Source organism: Caballeronia sp. KNU42 (assembly GCF_053760385.1).
The window spans coordinates 58,386-82,390 of sequence record NZ_JBSNBT010000003.1; the positions used below are offsets into that span (position 1 = coordinate 58,386).

15 protein-coding genes and 2 pseudogenes are annotated in these 24,005 nt (G+C 60.2%); 10 read left to right on the top strand and 7 right to left on the bottom strand.

The features are described 5' to 3' along the window. Positions 1 to 91: 91 nt before the first annotated feature. On the bottom strand, positions 92 to 1,363 hold the full coding sequence (locus ACSOSP_RS40545) for an SH3 domain-containing protein (protein WP_455315579.1): 1,272 nt from the start codon (positions 1,361 to 1,363) through the stop codon (positions 92 to 94). Between the two features lie 748 nt (positions 1,364 to 2,111). Here ACSOSP_RS40545 and ACSOSP_RS40550 point away from each other — a divergent pair. Then, positions 2,112 to 4,922 carry a hypothetical protein gene (locus ACSOSP_RS40550; protein ID WP_455315580.1) on the top strand — a complete coding sequence of 937 codons (2,811 nt, stop codon included), beginning with the start codon at positions 2,112 to 2,114 and terminating at the stop codon, positions 4,920 to 4,922. Positions 4,923 to 5,633: 711 nt separating this feature from the next. Here the strand turns inward: ACSOSP_RS40550 and ACSOSP_RS40555 are convergent. From ACSOSP_RS40555 to ACSOSP_RS40575, 5 genes and pseudogenes are all read right to left on the bottom strand, one after another. After that, positions 5,634 to 6,725, bottom strand: coding sequence for a hypothetical protein (locus ACSOSP_RS40555; protein WP_455315581.1), 1,092 nt, complete (start codon positions 6,723 to 6,725; stop codon positions 5,634 to 5,636). Beyond that, the gene (locus tag ACSOSP_RS40560) at positions 6,722 to 8,218 is read right to left on the bottom strand and encodes a hypothetical protein (RefSeq protein WP_455315582.1); all 1,497 of its coding nucleotides are present in this window, start codon (positions 8,216 to 8,218) and stop codon (positions 6,722 to 6,724) included. The genes ACSOSP_RS40555 and ACSOSP_RS40560 overlap by 4 nt, the downstream gene beginning before the upstream one ends. Next, complete coding sequence (locus ACSOSP_RS40565; RefSeq protein ID WP_455315583.1) at positions 8,215 to 9,372, bottom strand: hypothetical protein; 1,158 nt, start codon at positions 9,370 to 9,372, stop codon at positions 8,215 to 8,217. Before ACSOSP_RS40565 ends, ACSOSP_RS40560 begins: the two co-directional genes overlap by 4 nt. 12 nt (positions 9,373 to 9,384) lie before the next feature. Beyond that, positions 9,385 to 10,491, bottom strand: coding sequence for a patatin-like phospholipase family protein (locus ACSOSP_RS40570; RefSeq protein WP_455315584.1), 1,107 nt, complete (start codon positions 10,489 to 10,491; stop codon positions 9,385 to 9,387). A gap of 12 nt (positions 10,492 to 10,503) precedes the next feature. Beyond that, positions 10,504 to 10,815, bottom strand: a pseudogene (locus ACSOSP_RS40575) (IS5/IS1182 family transposase); the annotation flags it as partial. 388 nt (positions 10,816 to 11,203) lie between these two features. Between ACSOSP_RS40575 and ACSOSP_RS40580 the strand changes: the two are divergent. The 9 genes from ACSOSP_RS40580 (at position 11,204) to ACSOSP_RS40620 (ending at position 23,613) form a co-directional block, all read left to right on the top strand. Continuing rightward, the gene (locus ACSOSP_RS40580) at positions 11,204 to 12,046 is read left to right on the top strand and encodes a hypothetical protein (RefSeq protein ID WP_455315585.1); all 843 of its coding nucleotides are present in this window, start codon (positions 11,204 to 11,206) and stop codon (positions 12,044 to 12,046) included. Next, positions 12,043 to 14,892 carry a CHAT domain-containing protein gene (locus ACSOSP_RS40585; RefSeq protein ID WP_455315586.1) on the top strand — a complete coding sequence of 950 codons (2,850 nt, stop codon included), beginning with the start codon at positions 12,043 to 12,045 and terminating at the stop codon, positions 14,890 to 14,892. Before ACSOSP_RS40580 ends, ACSOSP_RS40585 begins: the two co-directional genes overlap by 4 nt. A 570-nt stretch (positions 14,893 to 15,462) precedes the next feature. Beyond that, positions 15,463 to 15,918: a hypothetical protein gene (locus tag ACSOSP_RS40590; protein ID WP_455315587.1), complete on the top strand. Its 456-nt coding sequence runs from the start codon at positions 15,463 to 15,465 to the stop codon at positions 15,916 to 15,918. A 793-nt stretch (positions 15,919 to 16,711) separates the two neighbouring features. Further along, the gene (locus ACSOSP_RS40595; RefSeq protein ID WP_455315588.1) at positions 16,712 to 17,143 is read left to right on the top strand and encodes a hypothetical protein; all 432 of its coding nucleotides are present in this window, start codon (positions 16,712 to 16,714) and stop codon (positions 17,141 to 17,143) included. Between the two features lie 217 nt (positions 17,144 to 17,360). Beyond that, positions 17,361 to 17,648 (top strand): hypothetical protein, encoded by a 288-nt coding sequence (locus ACSOSP_RS40600; protein WP_455315589.1) that lies wholly within the window; start codon positions 17,361 to 17,363, stop codon positions 17,646 to 17,648. A 106-nt stretch (positions 17,649 to 17,754) separates the two neighbouring features. Then, on the top strand, positions 17,755 to 18,117 hold the full coding sequence (locus ACSOSP_RS40605) for a hypothetical protein (protein ID WP_455315590.1): 363 nt from the start codon (positions 17,755 to 17,757) through the stop codon (positions 18,115 to 18,117). Between the two features lie 273 nt (positions 18,118 to 18,390). Then, entirely contained in the window at positions 18,391 to 20,103 is a 1,713-nt protein-coding gene (locus tag ACSOSP_RS40610) for an AAA family ATPase (RefSeq protein ID WP_455315591.1), read from the top strand. A gap of 831 nt (positions 20,104 to 20,934) precedes the next feature. Next, a complete protein-coding gene (locus tag ACSOSP_RS40615) occupies positions 20,935 to 22,041 on the top strand; it encodes a diguanylate cyclase domain-containing protein (protein ID WP_455315592.1) in 1,107 nt (368 codons plus the stop codon). Between the two features lie 1,437 nt (positions 22,042 to 23,478). Then, positions 23,479 to 23,613: a hypothetical protein gene (locus ACSOSP_RS40620; RefSeq protein WP_455315651.1), complete on the top strand. Its 135-nt coding sequence runs from the start codon at positions 23,479 to 23,481 to the stop codon at positions 23,611 to 23,613. Between the two features lie 26 nt (positions 23,614 to 23,639). On the opposite strand, the pseudogene ACSOSP_RS40625 reads toward ACSOSP_RS40620, so the two are convergent. Then, positions 23,640 to 23,762 (bottom strand): annotated as a pseudogene (locus ACSOSP_RS40625) (ATP-binding cassette domain-containing protein); the annotation flags it as partial. Positions 23,763 to 24,005: the final 243 nt, after the last annotated feature.

The following is a 24,005-nucleotide window of genomic DNA, read 5'->3' on the forward strand; positions in this document are numbered from 1 at the left end:
TCCGAGCCGGGTTGAATGCGCTCAAAAGGCATAGCCTGTGCGAGAGCGACGCAGTGGTTGCTGCTATCAGCGACGCGACTGGCATATAACTCTAGACGATCTTGCTTACATAGCGCGAGTACACCCACCCGTGGACTGCGGGTGACTCGTCGTCGGCGATCCACGCGACGGAAGACCACGCTCTCTGCCTCTCGAGCAGCATAACCACCTGCCCGAGCGAGAGATTCCCGACAGCCAGAGACTTGCTCGACGGATGGGCGTGTACTTCCAGTTTCTCTTTCAAAACGAACCGGAACGAATGAAGTTGTTCCCGATCTGCTGCATAGATGACGGCTTTCTTGCGGATGTTCTGTTTGACCTCGCGCGGCGAGGCGGTGCGGGAGTGTTCCTCGAGCGCCCTCTTTACATAGAAATCGGCGACCGGATTCAGGATCATGTAGATTGCGCTGATCAGAACCGGGACGATAAAGAGCACCACAAAGGCCTTAAGGCGCGAGTCCTTCATCGACAGGATTTCATCAACAATCGTCTGCACGAACGGCGCCATCCTCGCTTCTGCTTGCTGTGCGGCGCGATCGATGGCCCTGTCAACAACTGCTTGCACGTCAGCGATGTCCCCAACTGTCATCGATACGGGTGCTGGCGGATTTGTCCCAATCAGACGGGTCGCCGATTCGACAAGTCCATTCGACCTCATCGCCTCGACCACTTCACCGAGTTCCGTGATGGGATTAGCGGCCTTCCATGTCCTCAGTAAATCGGTGAACTTGTCAGTCTGCAAATCTTGCAACCACTTGTTCGCGTGCAGATCGGCATAAGCCGATTCGAACGCCTTCGCCGAAGCCAAGAACGAAGGTTCCAATCTGAACGCGTCGATTGCTCTTAGCTGCCGCGCCCAGTTAGGATTGAGAGCAGCCTCAATCGCCTTATGGTGCTTGGCCCATCCAGTGTCCAAAGTGTCCTGGATCGCTCTGATCTGTTGTCCCAACCCGTTATCAAAGGAAGCTTGGAGTGCTTTGATCTGCTGTCCAATCCCAGTATCGAAGGAAGCCTGGAACGACTTGATTTGCTGTCCAATCCCATTGTCGAAGGAAGCCTGCAGCGACTTGATCTGCTGTAGCAAGCCGGTGTCGGCTTTCAGCGCCTCGATTGCCTTGAAGGAAGATGTCATCGTGGGGTCGAGCTTAAGGGCGTCGATCGCTTTGAGTTGGTGGGCCCAGCTCGCGGCCTCCATTGCTTCAATTTTTTTGACGGACTGCGTTAGCAAAGGATCCAGTCCGAGCCGCTCCATCTCCGTCATCGGCTTCATCATCTTCTGGTCGGCACCCGGTGCCTTCGCTTTATCTAACGGTTCCTTGTCCATTTCGCGTCGTCCTCGGATCACTCTACAGAATCGCCTGGAAACTACCCCCGGCGATGCGTACTTCTTGCGTATTCGTCTGCAGATTTTATCGGATTGGCCGACATACGGGGCGGCGCTGCATCACTACGCAGCGCGTCCGGATGTCATATGCCTGCAGCACACGTTCGGCGCGCACGGTATCCTCTCTTGATATGCCTTGAACATACGGGCGGACTATCGCGAAAGATACCTACGCAGAATGCTGCTCGGTCTCATTTCAAGCGTTCGGTTGCTCACGCGCCGGCGGAAGTCCTGCCACGCGTCCAGCCATCGGTGCAACAGAACTGGAGTGCTCATGCCAACTGACGCATCACAAGGCCCGATTGCCGCGCTTTGGCGCGACAGCAGGTGCCTCGGAAGTCCATTCTTCGGTGGCGTGGTCGGTAATCTTGCCGCGAACTTATTGTGGGAGGCGGGCAAGTGGGGTGCGCGACCGGTGATCAATCGGGTACCTGAATTGGCGGAACTGCTCAGTCGTGGTGGGCAAGACGGCAATCATCACCTACTACGTGCCCTGCGCCACGCGGAATGCGAAACTCTGGTCGAAATGATTGACTGCGCAATGCTGGGTAGCGCTGGTCTGCGGTTGGGACCCGGCCGGATTGCTGAGACATTGCGGGTTTGGGTGATGGCGCGCCACGACGAGAACATTGGAACTCTATTGAGGGTTCGTCGAGCATTTCAGCGTGCCGGAAAGGCGCTGAAAAACATGCCCGTCGCCGAGTTGGTCCGTCTGAACGGCGCGGCGCTTTCAGACTTGCCGGGCCTGATCCGTGCGGGTTCCGAGTGCCTCTCCGCGTCAAGCATTACGGGAATGCGCCAGCGCGTGACCGCTGAATATATTCAGGCACTCGAGAGGGCTCTCGCCCGTCCAGCGCGTTTCGGTGCGCTTTCCAAGTCGGACCTTGCACCGCTCGCTCCTGCGGGCCTGCCCGACGTTTTGCGCAGGCAACTCGAAATGCACCCGGGGGGATGGTGGGATGCACTGAGGCTGGCATTCCGCGAAGAACTGAAAAATCCGGCCAATGAGTCTGCCCGCGTTGCTTGGGAACTTGACGTTCAGTGCCATTTGTCGGCCCAACTGGGCTCGTCCTATGCCGACCTCTCAGCCCGCCTCGATTCGCTTGATACAGACGAACAGCAACGCTGGCAAGCTTGGATGGAGTTTCGTCTGACATTCGACAGCGTCGCCGAAGATCTCGCAGACCTCATCGGTCGTGTGAATGACATACAACTCGGCGTCGGCCGTATCGAGTCCAAGGTCGACTCGGGCATCGAGGGGCTTCAGCACGGTGTGGACACGCTTCAACGAGCCATGGAGAAGTTGTTGGCTCGGTATGGTGCGTCTGCCGTCGAGGAATTCGAGGCGCTCCGCTCGGTGCATGCGGCAACGTTGGAAGAGGTATCGGCGCTAGTGCGCGTCATTCTCGCGCAACCTGACTTGCCAGTCGACCAGGTCCGCCCAGCTTTGGAAAAGTCTCTCGGCGCTCACCGCGAACTCCGCGCTGAACTCGACGTTCTGCGGGCACGGTTGAAGGATCAGCCGGACGTTCAGGAAGAGTTGGACCTGTCGATCGCTGCGCTCGATACCGGCTCGCCTGTTGACCTTGTCCAGGCCGAGAAAGCACTCGAAGCGGCAAGGGGTCGATTTCGCGCGGCTGTGAAAGTGAGGCGGTACCAAGAGGCGGAAGTTGAATATCAGCTTCTCGCGCAGCAGGCGCTCCTTGCGTCAGCACGATTGCGGTTCTTGGAGTCCGCGGTACTCTGGAAAGAAGCTGCAAACTGTCTCATACCTGAGATGGGGATTCTTCGAGGCACGGCAATGCGAAACGAAGGACTGCAGCGTTACGATCACTGTTTATTGTTCGGGGGGACGCAGGAACTTTGCAATGCAGTTCAGTGTTTCGATAACGCGTTGACTTTGCTCAACTCATCAACAATGTCTACTAGCTGGGCGGCGACGCAGGACAGCCGGGCAAGTGCACGGCGAGTGCTCGGTGAGCGCTTAGGCGGCAACGATGGGTTACAAGTGCTGTGCGACGCGATCGCCGGCTACGATGCCGCGCTTGAGATCCGGACCCGAGAAGCGATGCCTGCCGACTGGGCCATGACGCAGGACAACCGGGCAAGTGCGCTGCGAGTGCTCGGTGAACGCGTAGGTGGCCGTGACGGATTGCAGGCCCTGCGCGACGCGATCGCTGGCTACGCTGGCGCGCTCGAGATCCGTACCCGCGAAGCGATGCCCGCTGGCTGGGCGGCGACGCAAAACAACCGAGCGAGCGCACTGCGAGTGCTCGGAAAGCGCGTGGGTGGCGATGAGGGGCTGCAGGCGCTGCGTGACGCGATCGCCGGCTACGATGCCGCGCTTGAGATCCGGACCCGCGAAGCGATGCCCGTTGACTGGGCCATGACGCAGGACAATCGGGCGAGTGCACTTCGAATACTCGGCGAGCGCGTGGGCGGCGACGAAGGAATGCAGGCCCTGCGCGACGCGATCGCTGGCTACAATGTCGCACTCGACGTCCGGACCCGCGAGGCGATGCCCGCCGTCTGGGCTGCGACACAGAACAACAGGGCGAATGCACTGCGAGCGCTCGGTGAGCGCATGGGCGGTTGCGACGGGTTGCAAGCCCTGCGCGACGCGATCGCCGGCTACGATGCCGCGCTTGAGATCCATACCCGCAAAGCGATGCCAGCAAGCTGGGCAACGACGCAGAACAACCGGGCGATTGCGCTGCGAGCCCTCGGTGAGCGCGTAGGCGGCGACGATGGGTTGCAGGCGCTACGTGAGGCGATCGCTGGCTACGATGCCGCGCTTGAGATCCATACCCGCGAAGCGATGTCCGCGAGCTGGGCGGCGACGCAGAGCAACCGGGCGAGTGCACTTCATGTGCTCGGTGAGCGCGTGGGCGGCGAAGAAGGGTCACAGGCGCTGCGCGACGCGATCTGCGCCTATGATGCCGCGCTTGAGGTCCATACCCGCGAAGCGATGCCCGCGAGCTGGGCCGGGACGCAGAACAACCGGGCGAATTCGCTGCATGTGCTTGGTGAGCGTGTGAGCGGCTGCGACGGGTTGCAGGCGCTGCGCGACGCGATCGCCGGCTACGATGCTGCGCTCGAGATCCATACCCGCGCAGCGATGCCGGTTAGCTGGGCCGCGACGCAGGACAACCGGGCAAGTTCAATACGGGCGGTCGGTGAGCGCGTGGGCGGTAACGACGGGTTGCAGGCGATGCGCGAGGCGATCGCCAGCTACGATGCCGTGCTCGAAGTCCGTACTCGCGAAGCGATGCCCGGTGGCTGGGCCACGACGCAGTACAACAGGGCAAATGCACTGCGAGCGCTTGGTGAGCGCATGGGCGGCTCGGATGGGTTGCAGGCGCTGCACGATGCGATCGCCGGCTACGATGCCGCGCTCGAAATCCATACGCGCGAAGCGATGCCGGCTAACTGGGCCGCGATGCAGGACAACCGGGCGATTGCGGTGAAAGTGCTACGTAAGCGACTGCGTCGCGAATAGTATGTTGAGATGGCAATTTGTTCTTCGGCTGTGAGCGTGCCCGTCGATAAATGCTGCCCCCATAACCTTCCACGATGACCATACGTCGGAGAACGAAGTAACGCCGACACTCCCTAATAGTGCCTTGACCATCGCGCCAAAGTATTCGCCTGAAGTACCGTGGGCAGCCCCGGATGACAGGAGCAATGGCCGTTGTACCCCCGGGAGCGGTCTCTGGTTCACTAAAAGTTCGTATGACCGCGTCGGGTGGGGAGTGTGAGTTCACCGATGCGGGAAGATGCCGCCCGTCTGCCTAAATCTGTCTCCGTCAACAGTCCTCCCCATTGCGGGCGTAGGCTCCGTCCGTCCCAACGGCTGTTCTGGCCGAGGACCTGCCGGTTACCGATGCAACATGAAGGACAAGTGGTCGGCCGCAGTACGCGTTCGCTCAAAGATCCGGAAAGCTGCCATTGAGAATTCCAACATCCTCACGGCGGCACGCTCATCGAGCTGGTGCTTTCGGCCAGGAGCGGGCGCTGCTTAGTGGCAGCTATGGCGCGTCGAATTGAGGCTCAGGCTGTCTACTGGTTCCAAATCGATTCAGCCTTTGACGATGTGGTGTGGTAGCTAACGCTTGTCTCGCTAGCGTTAGCTACCACACCAACCGAGACGATTCAGACTGCCTAACGTGTCTTTGAACTTGACCGCACTGAGCAACAAAGTTGGTCGTACCTACTTCAGCACTACGACGACAGGCGAGTGACCGTCGCCGTAGACGACCTCGTACCCAAACTCCTCTATGAGGTCTTCGTCGTCCCAGACATCATTGAAGCTTGTGCGGTAGTTGAAGATGAGTGTCTTAACGTCCTTGCTGTCGTGGAGCACGCGGGCCACCGACTCCTTGTGCGGGTGCTTGGTGTTGCCGGCACCGTTCGAACTGAAGATCCAGGTGGGCGCGGAGAGCAGTGATGCCATGGCGCGATCCGTGTTGTTGCGGCTGCCATGGTGGGCCAGCTTGACCACGTCAACCTTGACGCGCTCGTTGAGAGAGAGGGTGCGCAGGCTGTTCGCGATTACCGAAGGGTAAGCGTCCCCTAGCATGAGAGCAATTCTTCCTTCGTACTCGAGCACGAGCGCAATGCTCGAGCCATTTGGGATGGTTTCATCTTCCTTGAACTTACTTTTGGCTAGCTCGGGGATGTCCATTGGCCCCATCGGTTCCAAGCCTGGTGTTCCCAAGTCGAGGCCTGACGGCACTTCGCCGCTGTCTTCGGCCTCTTCTGCAGCGCCAAACTCCTCGATGACGTCGTCCCAGCGCTCGCGCAATTTGACGAGTTGCTCGTGGGCGGGGCCGAGTACGGTCAACTTCATGCCTCCGTCGATCGAGTACGTGACGACGCTGCCGTCCGCCTCGAGCGCAATGGCCTTGCCGTCGGCCGCCTTATTCCAAGTCGCCTTGTGATTCTTCTTCAGGATCTCCGATAGGCGGATGCCTTCCTTGACCCCCATCGGTTCGAGGCCGATTGCCTTCATCTGGTCCCAGCCGTTGAACCAGATGTCGCCGAAGGTGATGCCGTCGGGCAGGTCTTCCAGGAACTGGAGGATGCCTTGGATGTGGTCCAGGTCGATGTGGGTCACGACCAGCAGTGCGAAATGCAGCGGGGTGCCGACTTCCTCCACTCGCTTGCGAAGGTGATCCCGACCTGTCGCTGTGATGCCGCCATCGATCAAGATGTGGTTCGGCGCATCTTCGGTTCCGTACTCAATCCACAGTGCATCTCCCCGCTGGGCTGGGAGCACATGGATGCGGTATACGTTGCTCATGCGCGCTCCTCGTCCAGTCGCAGGACGGTAAAGAATTCGCCGGGGACAGTGACGCGTCCCAGTTCGCGCACCAGGGCCAAGGCCATGCGCGTGCCCTCAACCTGCGGTCCCGAGCGCCCTTCGGCTCGGTCATCCCCGTCGATTGCGACCAGCACGTCGGTCAGACGGCGAACGCCCGTGCCAAGATAGGGCAGTCCGCGCCGAACCGCCTCAAGCGCATACCCCCGGAGCTTTTCCACGTCGATTTCGTCGCCGCGTCCGGTTTCACCATACGTCAACGCCATCTGGGCCATCGCAATCGCGCCGTCGGGGATCGTTGGGAACCAACGGTAGAGGTTCCCGACCCAGCGGCGCCAGTCGCGTTCGAGCCGCACGTTCGCTTCCTCCCTGTGCGAGAGCAGCATGTAGGCCCCTGCTGCTGCAGCGACCGGGTTCACGGTCTTCTCGAAGAGCCAGGCATGCGCGCGTTCGAGCATCATCTGACCTGCCTCGGTCTGACCGGTGTGCAAGAAGCCGAGCAGGCTCATGGACTCCACATCGTCGATCTCTGGCGCGCATCGCCAACGTGCCGAGGTTGAGCGTGAGTCTGCAGAAGTCATCGCGGTATCGATGACCACCGTTAGCAGCACCGACGGGGCGACGAGTTGGCCGAGGCGGTTCTCCGACGTGCTCGCCCAACCTTCCGGGAAAACGGCGTAGTAAGTGCCGCCGACCGGGTCGCGTACCGCTGCAAAGGCGCGTGCTCCATCGCCATTCATCAGTGCGCCAGATGCGGGCACCGGCAGCATCATTCGCGCATTGCGCTCGTCCGATTCCACAAGATTCATGAGCACCGGATCTGAAACTGGATCGCCCGTCCACCAGTGCGTCAAGTCCACCGGCGACAGGCGGTTCTTCGGAAATGAGCGCGTTGGGTTCACGCGGTTAATCCACCGCCAGCCCGCAGACTGGGCCACACGATGGTAGCCACTGATGCGATCCAGTTCACTCGTACTGCGGTCCAAGGACAGCACGGCTCTTGCGGCCAGTTCTCGGAACTGCGTTGAACTGCGATTGAACAGATCGGGCGTTTCCGCGCGCGCAGTTTTTGGGCCGCTTCGAAAGATGGCCGGTGCGGGGCGACTGAGCGCGGCCTCGAGTGACCTCGCTTCGTTCCCGCGCGGCAGCGTCTGCACGATGCCCAAGCTCGCTGCCGATCCGAGCCACTCGTGCGGGGACTTGCCGATGTCGAAATTCAGCTCCGTCAGGCGGCCGTCCCGAACCTCAACGCGCTCCGCCTGGCCGTCACCACTCGGAAGAAATAGGCGCACGAAGTACTGGCCAGCGTCGAGTGAAAGGTTCTTCGGCGCATCGTTGACACCGAGTAGGATCTTGAGACTTGGTGCTCGCGTCCCGCTGCGAGGTGCTGCGGTCACCTCGGCCATTGCCAGGGTCTCAGACCCGGTCCCCCAACTCGGCGATGACAGCCGGATCGCCAACTGACCGGTGCTCATAATCCGACCTCCACGCAGGGTGGCATCACGTACTTGCTCCTCTGAGCTAGCACCTGGGTCTTGTCGCCAGCGGCGAGCGCTTCGAATCGATAAGAACCCGTCGAGAGCGCGACCCACCAGGGCGCTGGATCGGGTGGACGTTCTTCACGCGCCTGAGTGTCCTCATCGACGAGTGCGAGGATTGTTTGCGGCAGCAGGTTCGGATCGCGGGTGAAGACCTTGACGATGACTTCGGGGTCGGCGCGCAACCGGTGAATCATCAACTCTGGGCCGGTTTCGTGGGGCTGGCAGTACTGCGGCTGGACCTGGAACGACATGCTGGCCACGCATTTGTTGATGCCCTCCGCGAGAGCAGGGACCTGAACCTCCCAGTGGTCGTCCTTGTCGCGGCTTGCTGGTCCGCGCATGGACTGGAGCAGCCCCTGGGTGAACAAGCTGGGTTGCCCGTTCAGGCCGTAGGCGGCTGATGCCAATCCGGTGGCGAAGTACACCGGTGCAATCTTGTCGCGCAGTTTTCGGCTGAGTCCGGCGGCTGCAATGGGGTCACCCGTCGCGCCGTTGCCGTAGATCTCCAGGAATTCCTTCGTCGGCGGTGTACGACAGGCGTCGACCAGATGGATCTGGAGCTTTGCAGCGCAATGGCGCAAGACGCCCAGGCGCATGCTGTCGAACGCAATGGCATCGGCCATGGGGTTCACAGGATTGCCGCCGAAGTCTTCCAAAAGCAGAGCGTTCTCGGCTTCGCCGAACGCCAGTCCGTGTCCGCAGAAGAAGAAGACCGCCAAGTTTTCCGGGTTACGGCCGGCGCGTGCCATCCAGTCGATCACTGCTTCCTTGACTACGGGCATTCGGGCACGATCCACGGCATATGGCACACCACCTGTACCGTTGATAAGCACCGGTCCATCCGCTGAACAGAGCACTTGCAGCGACCTTAAGGGCCGATCCGGGTTATGGAAGCCTGTGCCGGCATCCATGAACCAAGTTGCGAGTGCATGGACCGACAGAGGGGGAGACGACAACTGCCCCATGCCCATGGCCATATCGAACGGCTTGGCGTCGTCACCGTCCTTCAGGTACGGATAGTCGCCAACGCCAACCAGGAGCACGTGCGTGCCTGGATCGGTCTGTTCATCGTCGAGCAGTACGGTCATGGGCGCTGGTCCTCAACTCAATGGCGCGTCCGGCACGGGTAGCCCGATTGAATTTGCAATCGGCAGTCCGGCGCGTCGACGGAGCGCCGCGTCCGTTAGCGCGTAACCCCAGTTGGTTAGACGTCCCTCGGTCAATTGACCGAAGCCTGCCAGCCGTGTGGGTATCTGCGCCAGCGCGCCTGTGATCCCGTTGTCCTGGGCCGCCGCCAGCGGATCCGAATAGTCACCTATCTGCGTGTCCAGGCCCCAGTAAGCACCGTGGCGTCGGCCGGCAGTGAACTCATCGATCAGCCACCGTTTGCGGAGCGCGCGGGTCTGGTCGATAAGAATGTCGCGGACTCTGCCCATCTGTAGTGGCGTCTCCGACGGGTCGCGTTCAATCTCGAAGGGCGCGCCAGCATCGCTGACGAGCACGAGATCGACTTTGTCAACGAGTGTTTCAAGTCCCATGTTGTCGTACACGCCGCCGTCGGTCAACACGATCCGGCGACGCAGCTGATCCAGGTTCGGGATGTCTTCGCCCTCGGCCCAGGTGGATGGGTCGGTCTCGACGACGATAGGCGAGAACACGGGCGGGAAGGCGCTCGATGCGGCGACCGCTTGCGCGAGCGGCACACTGGCACCCGGTGACGTGCCCAGTTTCCAATCTGCCAGCATGTCCTGCCGGAACCGGAAGTTGCGTCCGGTCTGCATGTTGGTGGCGTGAAGCACAAACCGCGGTTCGCCCGGCCGTGCTGGGTCTGGCATATCGCGGGTGGTGGCGCCATGGAACAGGTGCTTGTCGTAGCAATCCGCCAAGTACTCGCCAGCCGACTTGAACGGGTTAATGAGGCCCTTGATGCCCGCCGAGACGTCGATGGTCTTGTCGCACAGCGCCCGCAGTGGGTCCACCACCTCGGCCCTGAAATTTCGAGCGCTACCGTCGGCGAATTCGAGTCGCCGCCATCGGTGGGCGAGCAATCCGGCCAAGATCGATCCACCCGAGACACTGGAAACACGATCCAAGCGACCGAGCAGACCCGCTTCGTTCAAGCGCCATAGGCTCCCGAGGCCAAAGAACGTGGCCCGGAAACCGCCGCCGGATAGCGCCAAGCCAATTGTCTTGCCGTCAAGTGTCATGGTCTCCCCAGGTTAGTGCACACCACATCTTAGGGGCCGCTGCAGACGGATTTGTCCCAGGGTGCGCATGCGCACCAGGTTGCAGGTTGCAATGGTCAGAACAAACATCTGATCCAATTTCTTCAGCCCGCGCACCATTACCTGACGCATCCCTCCCACCGTCTTGGCCCAGCCAAACCCTTGCCCAATCAGCTTGCGCTCTTGTTGCGACATCGCATACCCCTTGCTTTGTGCAATGGGGTCCGGCACCGCAGACTCCCGGCCTGACTTGTTCTGTGCCAAATGCGGCGTCACGTTCATCTCCTGGCAGACCTGCAAGAACTCCTTAGACAAAGTCCTCCAGCTTGCGCAGGGGAAACAGGCTTTCGGTGAAGGTGTCGGTGCCGCACATAGACTATGAGCGGTTGATGGATCGGGAACCAAGATTCATTTTAAGCACATAAAGACGCAGCTGGGATGTATTTCAGCAGCCTGTTAGAGTGAAGCCTGACTGCCGAGCGCATCAGCGAAAGAGGGTGAAATCGCAATACCTCTCGCCGTACGCGCTTTCGGCAGCGCGGCACCGATGCGCGAAGTCCTTGCTACCAGACCCGTCGCCGTTCCATACGGCCAAGTCGATGGGGATTCGTGGTGCCTGTCGCGCTGCAGGAGCCTCCGCTTCTCTTCGAAAGGCTTCCGGCGTACCGTGTTGGCGGGGATGTGCGGAGGCGATATGACGATAGGCGAACGGGCAAAAGTGGCGATGGAACGGTTGATTCCGCTGTACGAGAACCATCCCCAGGGCGGCATGGCAATCGACACCGAGAAAGTCACCGAAGTCGTTCGCAGCGATCCGCAGGCTGTTGCTTTCGGTGTCCGCAAGGCGATCGATGGCGGATTCGCCTCCCAGATCGGATGGGGACTCTGGCTCACCGTCGCTTACGTCTTCGAGAAGCAGTTCGACGATGACAGTCTGATGGTAGCTGTCAAGGCGGCCGCCGCGCGGGCCGGCGAGCCATTGCCCAACATCAAGGCCTGCTTCCCACACGGGACGGGCAATGAAGAAAAGCAGCAAAAGAAGGTCATTCTTCAAATGGCTGAGAGTGACGTCGCGGCCTGCGATACCTATCGTATGGTCAAGCTGCTTAGCCTCGAAACGGTCGCTCGGCATGCTCGCGAGGCGATGTTCGGCAACTGCGTCGTCACCTTTCCTGCCGACGGAGACTCGCGTCCGGTGCAACTCATCCCGCGCATCCGCGCATTCGTGAACAAGCTGCAGGCCAGCGTCCCGCACTTTCCGCTGTTCCTCGACCTCGATCCGCAGCACGGCATGTGGATGATCTACTTCGGCTGCTTGGCCGATGCCGGCGCTACAAAAGTCATCTCTGGCGACCAGTGCATCTTCGATGGCGCTCATCCAAGCGTACTGGTGGTGATCAAGTCGACGCTGCGCGACTTGCGGAAAGCCTGCGAGCCCTTCCAAGTCGACTGGCTGCCTTGCGCGGCCGCGATCGTACAACCGTTCGAACAATCGACCCGAATCGATCTGCTGCGGCACGCAAGGACGGACAGGTGAGTCCTGCTGAAGAGCGGCTAATAGCGCTGCTTCGCCAAATCGGAAACAACCTGCTCGAAGCGAGGGCGGAAGCGGAGGAAGAGTCGCGCCTCGACGAAGTCTTTCGCACTGCGGACGCGATCGAGTCGCCCCAGTCGCGCTTCGAAGTTCTCACCGCCTTCGTGCACGAACTAATCTTCAACCGTGCGCTGAAGGACTCGCTGGCGATGCGCGTCGCGGCCATTGCGCGTATGGCGGTGCGCATCCAGAGGCACGTTGATGCGGCGCTTGCCATGCGGCTGGCTCTGTTGCTGGCCGACAAGCTCGAAAGTCTGGACGCCGAAGAGAGTGCCGTCGCCCTGATCGATCAAGAGATCGATAGCGCGGCCGGCGGTTCGGGTGACGCCATTGTTTGGCGGGCTGCGACCGCCATGCGTCTGCGCTTTCTCATCAAACTGAAGGCGTTCGACCGAGGCAACCAGACTTTCGAAGCCTACGAGTTGGATGAGCGGCGCGAAGCCGATGCCTTCGAGCTGGACATCTTGGTGAACGGCACCAAATGCGCGATGATGATGAACCTGCAAGATGCTGCCGTTCAGCGTGCACTGCTTGCGATTGAGCACCACCAGCGCGGCGATGCCAGCCGACGAAGCAGCACATGGCTCGATGACGTCGTTCGGCCGATGCCGACGGCGAGGATTTATCTGATCGCCGGCGAGGCGTTGCGCCAAGCCCGGCGGCCGCTCGAGGCCATCAATGCGTTTCAGCAGGGGCGCCGGCAGGCGGTCCGCGATTCGAACGCGCACGCTGCGGCTTTTTGCCTGAGCGAGGTCGGAATCACTTGGGAACTGGTCGGCGAGTGGGCGCGCGGTGCCGCGATCCTGGAGCGGGCGGCGACAGAAGCTGAGCGCCTAGGCGACATGAAGTCGGCGGCGCGTTGGCGCAAGCAACCCGTCATCGGCGACAACGGCGCTCCCGACCTCGCCGGCTTCAACGGCTTGGCCGCCGTTGCCCACGCGTTGCAGGTTGGGGCACCGACCGAAGAGCACGAGCGGACCATTAAGGCCCTCATCAAGCAAGGTAAAGCCGATGGCACGCAACTCGAGCCGATGGCTAGGAACCTGCTCGCGGCTCTATACGAGCGTCGGGGTAATACCGAGTTCGCGCTGATGGCCGTCAGAGCCGCTGTCGACAGCGCAGACAGGCTTCAGGCCCCATGGCTGGCGCTGTCGCTGCGGTCGAACGAGGCCAAGATTCTTTTCAAGGGAAGCTACTGGGGCGACGCCCAGCGCCGCAGCGAACGCGTACTCGACGATGCGCAGCGGCTGTGGGACGAGGCCGGTGCCTCCGAGGTGCGCCAGATCGCCGTCGCGGCAACGTCAAGCGCTGCCGAGATTGCCCTGTTAGTCAGTTGTATCGAGGGGGAGAACCACAAGGGAGAGCCCTGGCCCATTGACCCCGGTTCGGTTCGACGAATCTCGGACCGGACGCGCGCGCGGAGCTTCAACCGCTGGCTTGAGTTGGTCGACTGGAGCCGCGGCCTCGGCATGCCCGAGTTCGAGAACGCCATCTGTTCGCTGATCAGTGCCGACTTGGCGGTCGAGTGGGCGGCACAGGAAGGCGAGTCTATGAATCTCGTCCTCAAGCGACGCGATCAGGCGGCCCGGTCCGTTGCGGCCATCGTCGAAAGCACTGGTGCGCGACCGCCCGATGCGGCGAGTCCCGTGGACGACAGTGAGCTCAAGCTACCTGCGGATGCGGCGGCGATCGACCTCAGCTCCATCGAGTCTGGCGTCGTCTGTCTGTTTGCCGAGCAAGGCAAGTCACTGCGAGTCCTACACATTCCGTGGGAGCGGCCTCAGCGGAGGGCGTGGCGTGCGCGCTGGAGCGTCGCTTGGAAAGCAGAAGTGCAGCGCCTCGGGTTGAACCGTAGCGACCTCAGGGCGCCGACACTCCCACTGGACGACGAACTGCCCGTCGAAGCCGGAATCAGTCCCACGCTCGAAGCTCTGTACGACGAACTCGATCGCGACTTCGTGCGCCCACTGGTCGATGCCCTTGGCGAAAATGTCGAGCGCCTGATCGCCTCAGTGCATGCGGAGCTTTCCTTCATCCCGCTATGGGCGCTGACAAGACGCAGGCCGGCGTTGTCGCTTTCGCTTGTGCCGTCCCTGCGATCGATAGGCTTGCTGGCAAGTCGCCCGCGTGCGGCCGACGGCACCTCAGTCGCCATCGGCGACGCGACTGGCTCGCTCGCGATGGTCGCTAGGGAATGTGAGTTGCTGACGGGCTTCCTGCGCTTAGCACCAACCATCGGGGCGCTGGTCGATGCGATGCCGTCGGCACGTCGCGTGCACTTCGCGGGCCACGGGGAATTTGACATCGACAATCCCTATCTGAGCGGGCTCGTCCTTAAGGCGTCGCACCAGCCTCCGCAAGTGATCGCGACCGGCGCTTTCGGCTGCGGGCGCCTCACAATCCTTGGAATCTTCGAGCGGCTGGATGCCAGGAACTGCGAACTTGCGACGATCTCTGCCTGCTCGGTCGGTTCCCCTCGCGACCACGCGGCGAGCGAGTTCACAAGCGTCCCGACTGCTCTGCTGCTTGCTGGTGCGAGAAATGTTGTTGCCGCGAGTTGGCATGTCCACGATGCTGCGACAACGGTCCAGATGGCGCACTTCCACACCGAACTGCGAAGCGCTAAGAGCATTGCGGCGGCCTTGGCTACCTCAAGACACAGACTGGCGGCGACAACCCGTGATGAGGCGACGCGCATCCTCGGACGACAGGATGTCCTACCGGAAGGAGAATGGCCGTTTGCGTCACCGCTGTTCACCGACGCGATGATTCACTTCGGCATCGGCTAGCGCTGATTTCAGTGCCATGATGCCGACTCCGTTGGTTCGTTTGATCCTGGCGCGCGTGATGCATCTCGAATAACCTTTCGGTGTAACCGAGCCGCGTCAACTGGGGTGGCTTGGTTGGCTGAGCTCAAACGGCGACTGGCCGCTTTCCGGCGCGACACTTTGCCATCGGCGACTTCCGTTGAGGGTCGGGAGTAGAGTTCACTGATGCAGGATGCTGCTGTCGGGTTGCTCGATGCCGCCATCGTCAGCAATAAGCCATATTGCTGACGTAAAACCCAGCCCATCCCAACGTCGGCAATGGCCGAACTGCAGTCCTTCCGTCGCGCGGGGCCCCGCCGTAGAACAACGCGAACGGCGACGCCCTACCCCAGTCCGTTTCCGGTGGCATTGCCACCGCGTGATTGCGGTGATAACCCTGGTTTATCACCGCAAAAAGCTTTCCGTTTTCGATGCAATACCGGCTATCTGGCGTTAGACCTGTGCGTGTTCTAGACTGGAAAATCCCGCCTGTGCCCGGCCCTCCTCGCTTTCGCCGAAGGTGTGCTGGCGTGCCGCCGCTGGAGGTCCTCGATGTCCCGCCCTGCCGCCGTCTCCGCCGACCAGATCCGCACCACGGTGCTCGCGATGCTCGCCGAAGCGGGCATGGACAACGACCACCAGCCGCCCTCCGGCGAGCGCTTCCGGCACGTCGTGTCGGTACGGAAACTGCGCGCACGCCTGGGCGCCGGTGACCCGGCGACGCTCGCGCGGATCCTCAATACCATCGAGACCGAGGTCGTGCGCGCGGGCCTGGCCGGGGTCGCGATTCCCGGGCTACGTAATACGATCGCCGAACAGAGTCTTCGGCTTGTTACCCTGGTCATACCAGTAACGAACCAACGCACGGATGTGCCTGTCGTTACGGTTGTGCGGTTCCTCGATTCCGCATGGCGAGCTTCTCGTGCCAGACGTGCAGGCCGCCGAAGACCACCTTGGCGTTGTGCCACTGAGTCACGGTTGAGGCAACGGCGCCGTTCGCGCACGTAACGCCATACTCCTTGAGAACCGCTGCAAACTAGGCTTCCCAGCCACGCTCTGCCTTCTGGCGGCCAGGCCGCAACCCCTCGGGGTTCTTACGCTTTGTCCTCTTCGCCAACTCCACAATGTGAAATCCCAGCATTTGGCGCTACGCCAGCCGCCGCGCGGAGATACCACGCCAGTGCCGTTCGGTCGAACGCTGTCCCCGACACAGGTTATGTCGGCATTCGTCAGGCGAACGTAAGCACCGCTGATACCACTTAACGCCGGATTCACCACCCGAGGTCTCGCCTCCGATCTGGCTTCGCGCGATATGTCACTTATCGAGTATCGAGAGCCGGTCGCTCCCGCATTCACAGAATCCCGTCGGCGGAGGCCTGGGCGCTCGCACCTCACGAGGGGTTGGCGAGACTTTTCCACTATCGAAATAAGGGTCGCCTTAGGATTTACCACGAAGCAGCGCTTCACCAGAAGCGTTCAAAGACGCTCTGCTTTCTGTCACGCAAGCTTCCTATACATCACTGTGACAGCCCGATGCAGCAGGAAGCTTGCCGCCCTCCTCCTAGCTGATCGACCCGCACGGGCCGCTGCGCTCACTTACCCATGGTCCGAAGGTGGATCGCTCCCCAGCGGCAGTGCGCTCACGAGACGTATCGGTGCCGGGCACCCTGACTTGCATCCTCGGAACTCCATGTGACTCTGGATTTGTCCTCGCGCAGCATCACGCGCAGGCAAGGCTGTCGGATGGCATCCCTAGGTTCTGTCCGGCTGATGAACAACCATAAGCAGATGGAGTGACTCGATGTGCATCAAAGATTCTAAGCAATCCACTACAGCAGGGATCGCGGCAGCGTCGATCTTTACCGCCGCCGTATCGGCGCACACAACTTCACATTCTTTCGCTGGTTCCGATCTGACGGAAGACGGTGTTGGACCGGTGAGCATCGTGACGCCAGAACATAGGCCACCCGCAACGACCCAACTCGCAGAGGTCACGTCATTGACCATGCCGGATACAACAGATGCCGTGATAACGGGCATCGACTGCACGCCCAGCGAAGACAGAGGAATCAGGACCGGTCGCCGTGAATACACGTTCGTCGGCGCAGGTGCCGATCTTTCGCGAATGCCTCGGGATCTGCAGGCCATGCGGGAAGAACAGCGCCGCGGCATCCCGCCAGCGTTAGCCCCTACACCGGATGGTTCGCGCGTCGCCTCCATGTCGCATCGGTAAGCGGCCTGCTTTCGCTCCGGAAACCTGTTTACTCCGGTGAACCAACTTATACAAGGACACCCTATGGGCAATCCCCAAAATAACCTCTGGCATGTCTTCGTCGAGGAGTGCCGACTACTCCTCCTTGATGTTTGCGCACCGCTCATCGTAGTCGCACGGTGGGTACGGCGTCATATCCACAAATGAGACGTTAAAAGTACGAGCACGGAGATCCCACATGAAAACCACACGCTTTACTGCAGTCAACGCCTGCGAAGTTATCAAGGTCGTGACCGACTCAGGCGTCACTGGCTACATCGACGCAAGCATCCCGCTCGAGGGGATTGCAACCTGGTACCGCCGCCTGAGCACCGACCTCAGGCGCCCTATCGCACACTCGCGACGGATGCTGCGACAGAACCGGCGTCGCACGCCCCGGGCGATGCGTAAACACACGCGCCGCAAGCGTCCCGGACCTCGTCTGTGGCTGCCCAAACGAGGTCGCCCGCTTATCGTGCTTCGCTAGTCCGTATCAACTTGCTTTCTGACTGGGCCATGGGAACCTGGATCTGTTCCCGCACGACGGGCCGTCGTGATGGGAACAGATCTAATCTATTATCTAAGGAGTACGGATGTATAACGATCAACAGCAAACGTCGCTGTTTTCCTTCATCCACCCGGACCATGCGAGCCTTCCCCGCTCCGTCAGGGTGTTCTGCAACACCGTCGCCACGCTGACGCTCTTCGCCCCGGTTTTCATGGCCTGTACTTCGTGCCTTGGAATCTTGCTGGGGCTCGCTGGCCTGCAGGAGGCCTACCCAGCGCTAGCGCAGGGGATTGCCCTCGGGATAGTCGACATGATCAAGGGCAGCGCCATTGCGTTCACGGCCCTTCTCCTCACCGTGGCTTTCTACGACCGCGAGCAGTTCGCGCAGTTCATCCGCGACGACCTGTATCGCATGGTCGAGGACGAGATCATGCCCGGGTATCGCTAGGCGTGCCGCGTGTATCAACGCCCGCATCCCATCCCTTTGCCATTGCCCCCTCGCCTACACGGAGAATCAACCATCAAGGATGTCATCGTATTCACAGCCCGTCTGCTCCCTCCGATCCTGACCGGCACCCTCGCGGGTGCCGGCATCAGGTCGGTTCTTCACCTCCATGACCGGTACTGGCTGCTAGCGATGCTAGTCTGCGCCGGCCTTGCGCTCGTACTCCACCATTTTGTCCGCGCGGCCCGCCGGCTGATGATAACCGGGACCGTTGCGATGCTGGTGCTTGCGATCGGTCAGTATTCTGTGCTGGGTGCAGGTCTGCTCAGCGCAGGAATCGTACTGTGGCTGGCGTTGCTTGCCAGAAATGGGTACGGCAAGACCAGACAACCCTCCCAACGGTCCGTACAACAGCCCGCTCCAAGCTCAGGGGCGCCGCACGCACCTGGTCAAGCGACGCCCCAGCGGGCGTATTCCCTGGACGAGCGTGTACTGCGCGCCCGGTTCGCCTTTGACGCGATCACGGGCATGGCTGACACAAAGAAGCGGCTGCTCAATGCGGCGCGCGACATCCTTGCCAACCCCGCGCAGGCGAGAAACGGAATCCTGCTCTCCGGCGAACCCGGCAATGGTAAAACGATGTTTGCCGAAGCACTCGCCGGCGAGTTGCGAATCCCCTTCTTCTCGATCTCCTACCAGGATATCGCATCGAAGTGGGTCAATGAAACCCCTGAGCGCGTGAAAGCGGCTTTCGCGCAGGCCACCCAGTTAGGACAGGCCGTTCTCCTGATTGACGAGGTCGATGGGTTCATCAAGGCGAGGCATGTCTCACACCATATGGATCACGATCTGACGAACACCATGCTCACCGAGATCGTCCGCCTGCGCGGCACCCGGATTATCCTGGTCGCGGCCACCAACGATCTCGACTGGCTCGACGGCGCCGCTGTGCGCGAGGGTCGCTTCGACTTCAAGATCAAGGTGCCTCCGCCGGACGCGCCGGCACGTGAAGCGCTGCTTTCCCGTACCGTCTTCCAGGCGCTCGGACCCAACACGCTCGGCGCGCCTGTGCTCAGGAGTCTCGCGGCCCGCTGGGAAGGGTTCAGTGCGGCGCGTCTGATGGCCTTTGGACCTCAGCTTGCCGACATGCGGCGCGCAGGCGCTTTCAGTGGGGTCGTTTCGTTCGATATTGCCATGCAGGCCATGCGTCTCATCCAGGGATCGAGGGGGCACCTGCCGGAGAAGGTCAAGACGATCGAGGAAATCATCATGCCTGACGCATCTCGTCAAGATCTGCACGATCTTGCGTTCAAACTTCAGCACGTTTTCAACCTCGAAAAGCTGGGTGGAGACCTGCCAAGGGGCCTGCTCTTTTACGGGCCGCCAGGCACAGGCAAGACGCAAGCGGCAATGTCTCTCGCGGCAGCCAGCGGTTACGCATTTCTGAAAACAACGGGAGCGGAACTGCTCTCCAATCCTTCATCATGGGACAAGCTTGTTCGAGATGCAAAAAGTCTCAGACCGGTTATCGCATTTATCGACGAGGCAGATGACGTGCTTTCCGACCGGCGGATGTCAGGTGTGAGCGCTGTGACTAACAAGGTCCTCACCGCCATCGACGGCGCTGATGGTCGCGTGCGCGACGTGCTGTACATCGCCGCGACGAATTACCCGGATTCACTCGACAGCGCCGCGATTCGAGGCGGCAGATTCGAGCAAAAAATTCGCTTCGATGTTCCAAGCGATGAGGCGCTCGCGGCGTATGTACGCACGAAACTCCGATTGCTCGCAGGCTGCGCATTTGGGGTGTCACGCCATACAACTGAATACCTTGTGTCGGAACTTTTGGGACGCTCGATAGCTGACGCAGACTCTGTGCTACAACGTGCGATAGATAGTGCGGCGCTCAGGCATTTGCGTGAAGGTTCCAAGACAATCACCATGGTCGATATACGCTCTGCTTTGCGTGGTACGTTCGATAATAAATAGCCATGTCCGAGTATTCTCTTGCTCGTGCGGGCCTGATTCGGAGCACAAGCTATTTCCGGACGAGCAGTCATTCGAATCACGGTAATTGGTGCTGGGGTTGGTAGTGGAATGGACAGTCAATGCGCGGGACAGCGGCGTCGGCAATCCGCACAGTGACCCGAGCGACTTTACAGGGATCTGCTCAGTGCTTGCCGATACCGCGACGCGATCGTAGAAAGTGCGTTGCTTCGTCTTACAGTCTATGCGAGCGCGATTCTAATAGTTTAGACGACGGGGAGCACCCGGCAGACGACTCTGCCATTCGTTCTTACCCAGTGTTGGATTTCCACTCGCTGGTGCCAAAGGTGCGATCACTTCTGTGTCACATACGGAGGGCGGCCGCGGTCGCTATCGGTGGCGTTCGAGCTTTTCAACACCCAAGCTGATTTCGCCCCCGGCATCAAATTATCGATCGTCGCGCCCTGTGGCTTCGCGCCGCAAGTCCTTGTGCACATTCTCAACCCACCTCTTGAAGCCGAATGCTCGCATACCCGATTTACGGGAGCGCGACTGTACATTTGAGTCACAGAGAGTCCGTCCAAATAATAGGCATCGAATTGTCTTGCCGCCTCTCCCACCTGCCACGCCAGGCTCCAACTCGTTGATTTATTGATACCGGAGCGCCGGCAGCGCGCGGCTGACTTGCAACGAACGCTTGCCACCGCAGAATTGAATCAACCGCTGTCTGCCCAATTGCAAGCGCCCCCGCTCTGTAGCGGTTGGCCACATCGGCATTCCGTGCTGCTGCGCATCCGCGCGTTCCGGTGTCGCAATAGAGAAGAGCAAGGATCTATGAGAATCTCGAAGACAAAATCAAGGATGTTCGGCGCTCATCAAACGAACGAGCACGTGCATGGACCCTTTCAATTTGGCCGCTATTCGTATCGCGAGTTGGAGAGGGAACAGGCCACTCGACGCGTGACCTTGGGTACTGTGGTCCTCATCATCTGGCCGATGTGCGCAGGGACGATTCGACCGGAGCAAACCATTGATGCATTTCTCGTGGCCCTGCTCTACGTCGCCTATGCCACGGCCAGCTGGCTCGCCGTTGACCTGGTAAATCGGCCATTGCGTGCTCGACTCGCTATTACCACTCTCCTCGACCAGGCACTGGTCGTAGGGATACTTGCCGCCGCACCGCTTACCCTTCCAATGATGGGGGCAGTGTTTTGGTTTCTGATCGACTCGGCATGCCGGTTCGGCAAATCGACGTTGACATTGTCCTGTGCCTGCGCGGTCAGCGGCATACTCGTTCTGGCTCTGCTGAGTCCTTGGTGGATCGAGAACTGGCCCGTGGCATTAGGACTCGCACTCAGCGTAATGGTGACTTCATTTTACTTAGGTTTGCTGGGCAAGCGCGTCAGCCGTGTCATCGAACAACTCACTCACCAGGCCGGCACCGATCCTCTTACGGGTCTATGTAACCGCTTCGCGTTGAACAAAAGGCTCGAACAAGCCATCTTGGCAACATCGACTTCTTCGACATCTGCGCTCATGTTGATCGACCTCGACGGCTTTAAAGAGGTCAACGATAGCTATGGTCATGCAGTGGGTGACGTGCTCCTTCAGACATTCGCGGGTCTACTCAAATCACGTATGCGCAGGGTCGATACTGTCGCCCGACTGGGCGGCGATGAATTTGTTGTGCTCGCTCGCGATATACAAGACAAAAACGCCGTGCTCGCAATTGCTAACGCTGTTCATTCGGCGCTCGCCGACATGACATCGATACAGGGTCAAACAGTGAAGGTGTCTGCAAGTATCGGCGCCTGCATGGTATCCGCCTCCACGGACATTGCAGCGCTGTTGCGCGCTGCGGACCACGCCATGTACCGGGCGAAAACGCTCGGCGCGGGGTGCACCGTTTTCAGCGACGAGAATCATTTCGCAAAAAGGTAAGTTTCTCCCGCTATCGAACCATCGATCAATCATGACAATCTAGAGAAATGCTTGCACGATGGCCCGGTGCTTGCCCCGTAATGCCGCGGTTACCTGGTACTACAAGGCCAAGCGGAAAGAGTGCCTTTGCTTGGTCAGGCAATCCGTTGCTCGGAGTCTTGACTGGTTCACATCTAAGCGCGACCCACGAACTGTTTGTCGCCGATCTTCCGCGTCAAGCGCGGACAGTTCCTTTTTCCACCATGCCGTGGAATTTCCCGAGGGTGGTGTAGCGTTGGCAACGCTGGTGTATCACGCGGACATTTTCGAGATCACAAGGGCTTGAGAGAGCTCGGTTTTATGAGGCTGCCGCTTTCTTCTCCCCTACATCAGCCGATGCTCTTTGCGAGAGCTAACACGCGGGCTACTCGAGGACGGTACTTGTGCCCAAGGGAGGGAGTTGTCAATCAAATCAGAGCCATTTCAAAGGTCAGAAGCGCTGGTGTCGCCGTTGCACTCGGATGCATCCGTAAGAAAGACCTGATGCAGTGGTGGCGACGGAGGGAACCATCTGCCAACCGTTAAGGCAATGCGCCGGGTATTGCGTGGCTGACTATGTTTGATTCAACTGGCGCACTTTCAGGCTGTCGACTCCGTGACCGGCCCGCAGTGGGTTCGACTTAATGGATGCCAGAGGGTCAGACAGTTAGTTGCATAAGTTGTCGACGACCCATCACTTACTATAAAACGGCTTCACGGCTTGAAAACGGCCGGCCCGTCTTGAGGGCGCGGGACCGCTGATGGATGAAAAAAGATCACCCCACTTCGTGGCAATTGGTGCTTCAGGCGCCGAGGGTCTGGATGACATTCGACACTTGGCTCGCCAACTGGCCCGTCGGCGTCGATGCCGTCGTCTTGGTTGTACTTCATCGACCAAGCGAACATGGTAGTTAATTGAAAGCAGTTCTCGAGCGCTCAAGCCGTCTACCGGTTCACATCGCGTCCTCTGGCATGTCGCTATTGCGTCAATGTTATATCGGCGAGCCCGCCAATACCCTTACCTTGGGTGTTGGTGCAGTCGCGCAACTGGTTGATGGACTCAATAACAAGCTCGGCAAATCTGCCTTCGTCGGAGTCGTATCGCTTGTTTCTTGGTAACTTGAATCGCACTTACCGGATCGGACCACCCTCGACTGCCCGGAGTGCAATATCGCTCCCTGCGCCTCGAAGATTCGTGCCGACCCGCTACGCAGCGACCAACTCCGCCGGACGAAAGTCGCGGTTCCTCAAGCAGCGTATGACAGACCCCGCTGACTTCGGGCTCGCGGATGGACAGGCCGATGCCAAGGCCCGACACATCGACATTGGAGACCCAACTGAGCGAGCAACTCGCTGCGCGCGCCTCATCAGTCGTGTCAATATCAGGCCGAAGCGGGGCAGTTCGTAGTACGCGAATAGATGCAAAAGCACGGATCGCTGTGGAAACAGGCTGAGTTCCTGGTTGACGATGTCGGCGCTCATCGCGCGTGCCTTATGTCGGCGCTCATCGCGCGTGCCTTGTTCGGCGATCCGATCGAGATCGCTTCGCCGTAGACTGCGATCTCGCCGCTCTCAGCCCGCGCAACGGCGGCCAGCAGCTTCATCAGCGTCGACTTACTGGCGCCATTTTCACCGACTATCAAGTGAACCGTTCCCGGAGTGACTCCCAGACTCATTTCCCTAGGCGCGAATCGCTCCAGCATTGCGTTTCGAAGTGGGTTACGCACACGAGCGGCACCTGCTTCGAACCCCCGCGCCGTGCGAAAACGCTATCAGCATTGTCTCTAGGTTTATCGGGGTAGAGTTCGATTACCTTTGAAAATGGCATGCCATCGCGTAAAAACCTAAAGCTCGCCGAAATCGTATAGCTTTGCGGCGCCATGGCCGCGCAAGAATGAGTTACGCATTTGCTATGTCGCAGTTTTTGATCTTGTTTTTCCACCGCA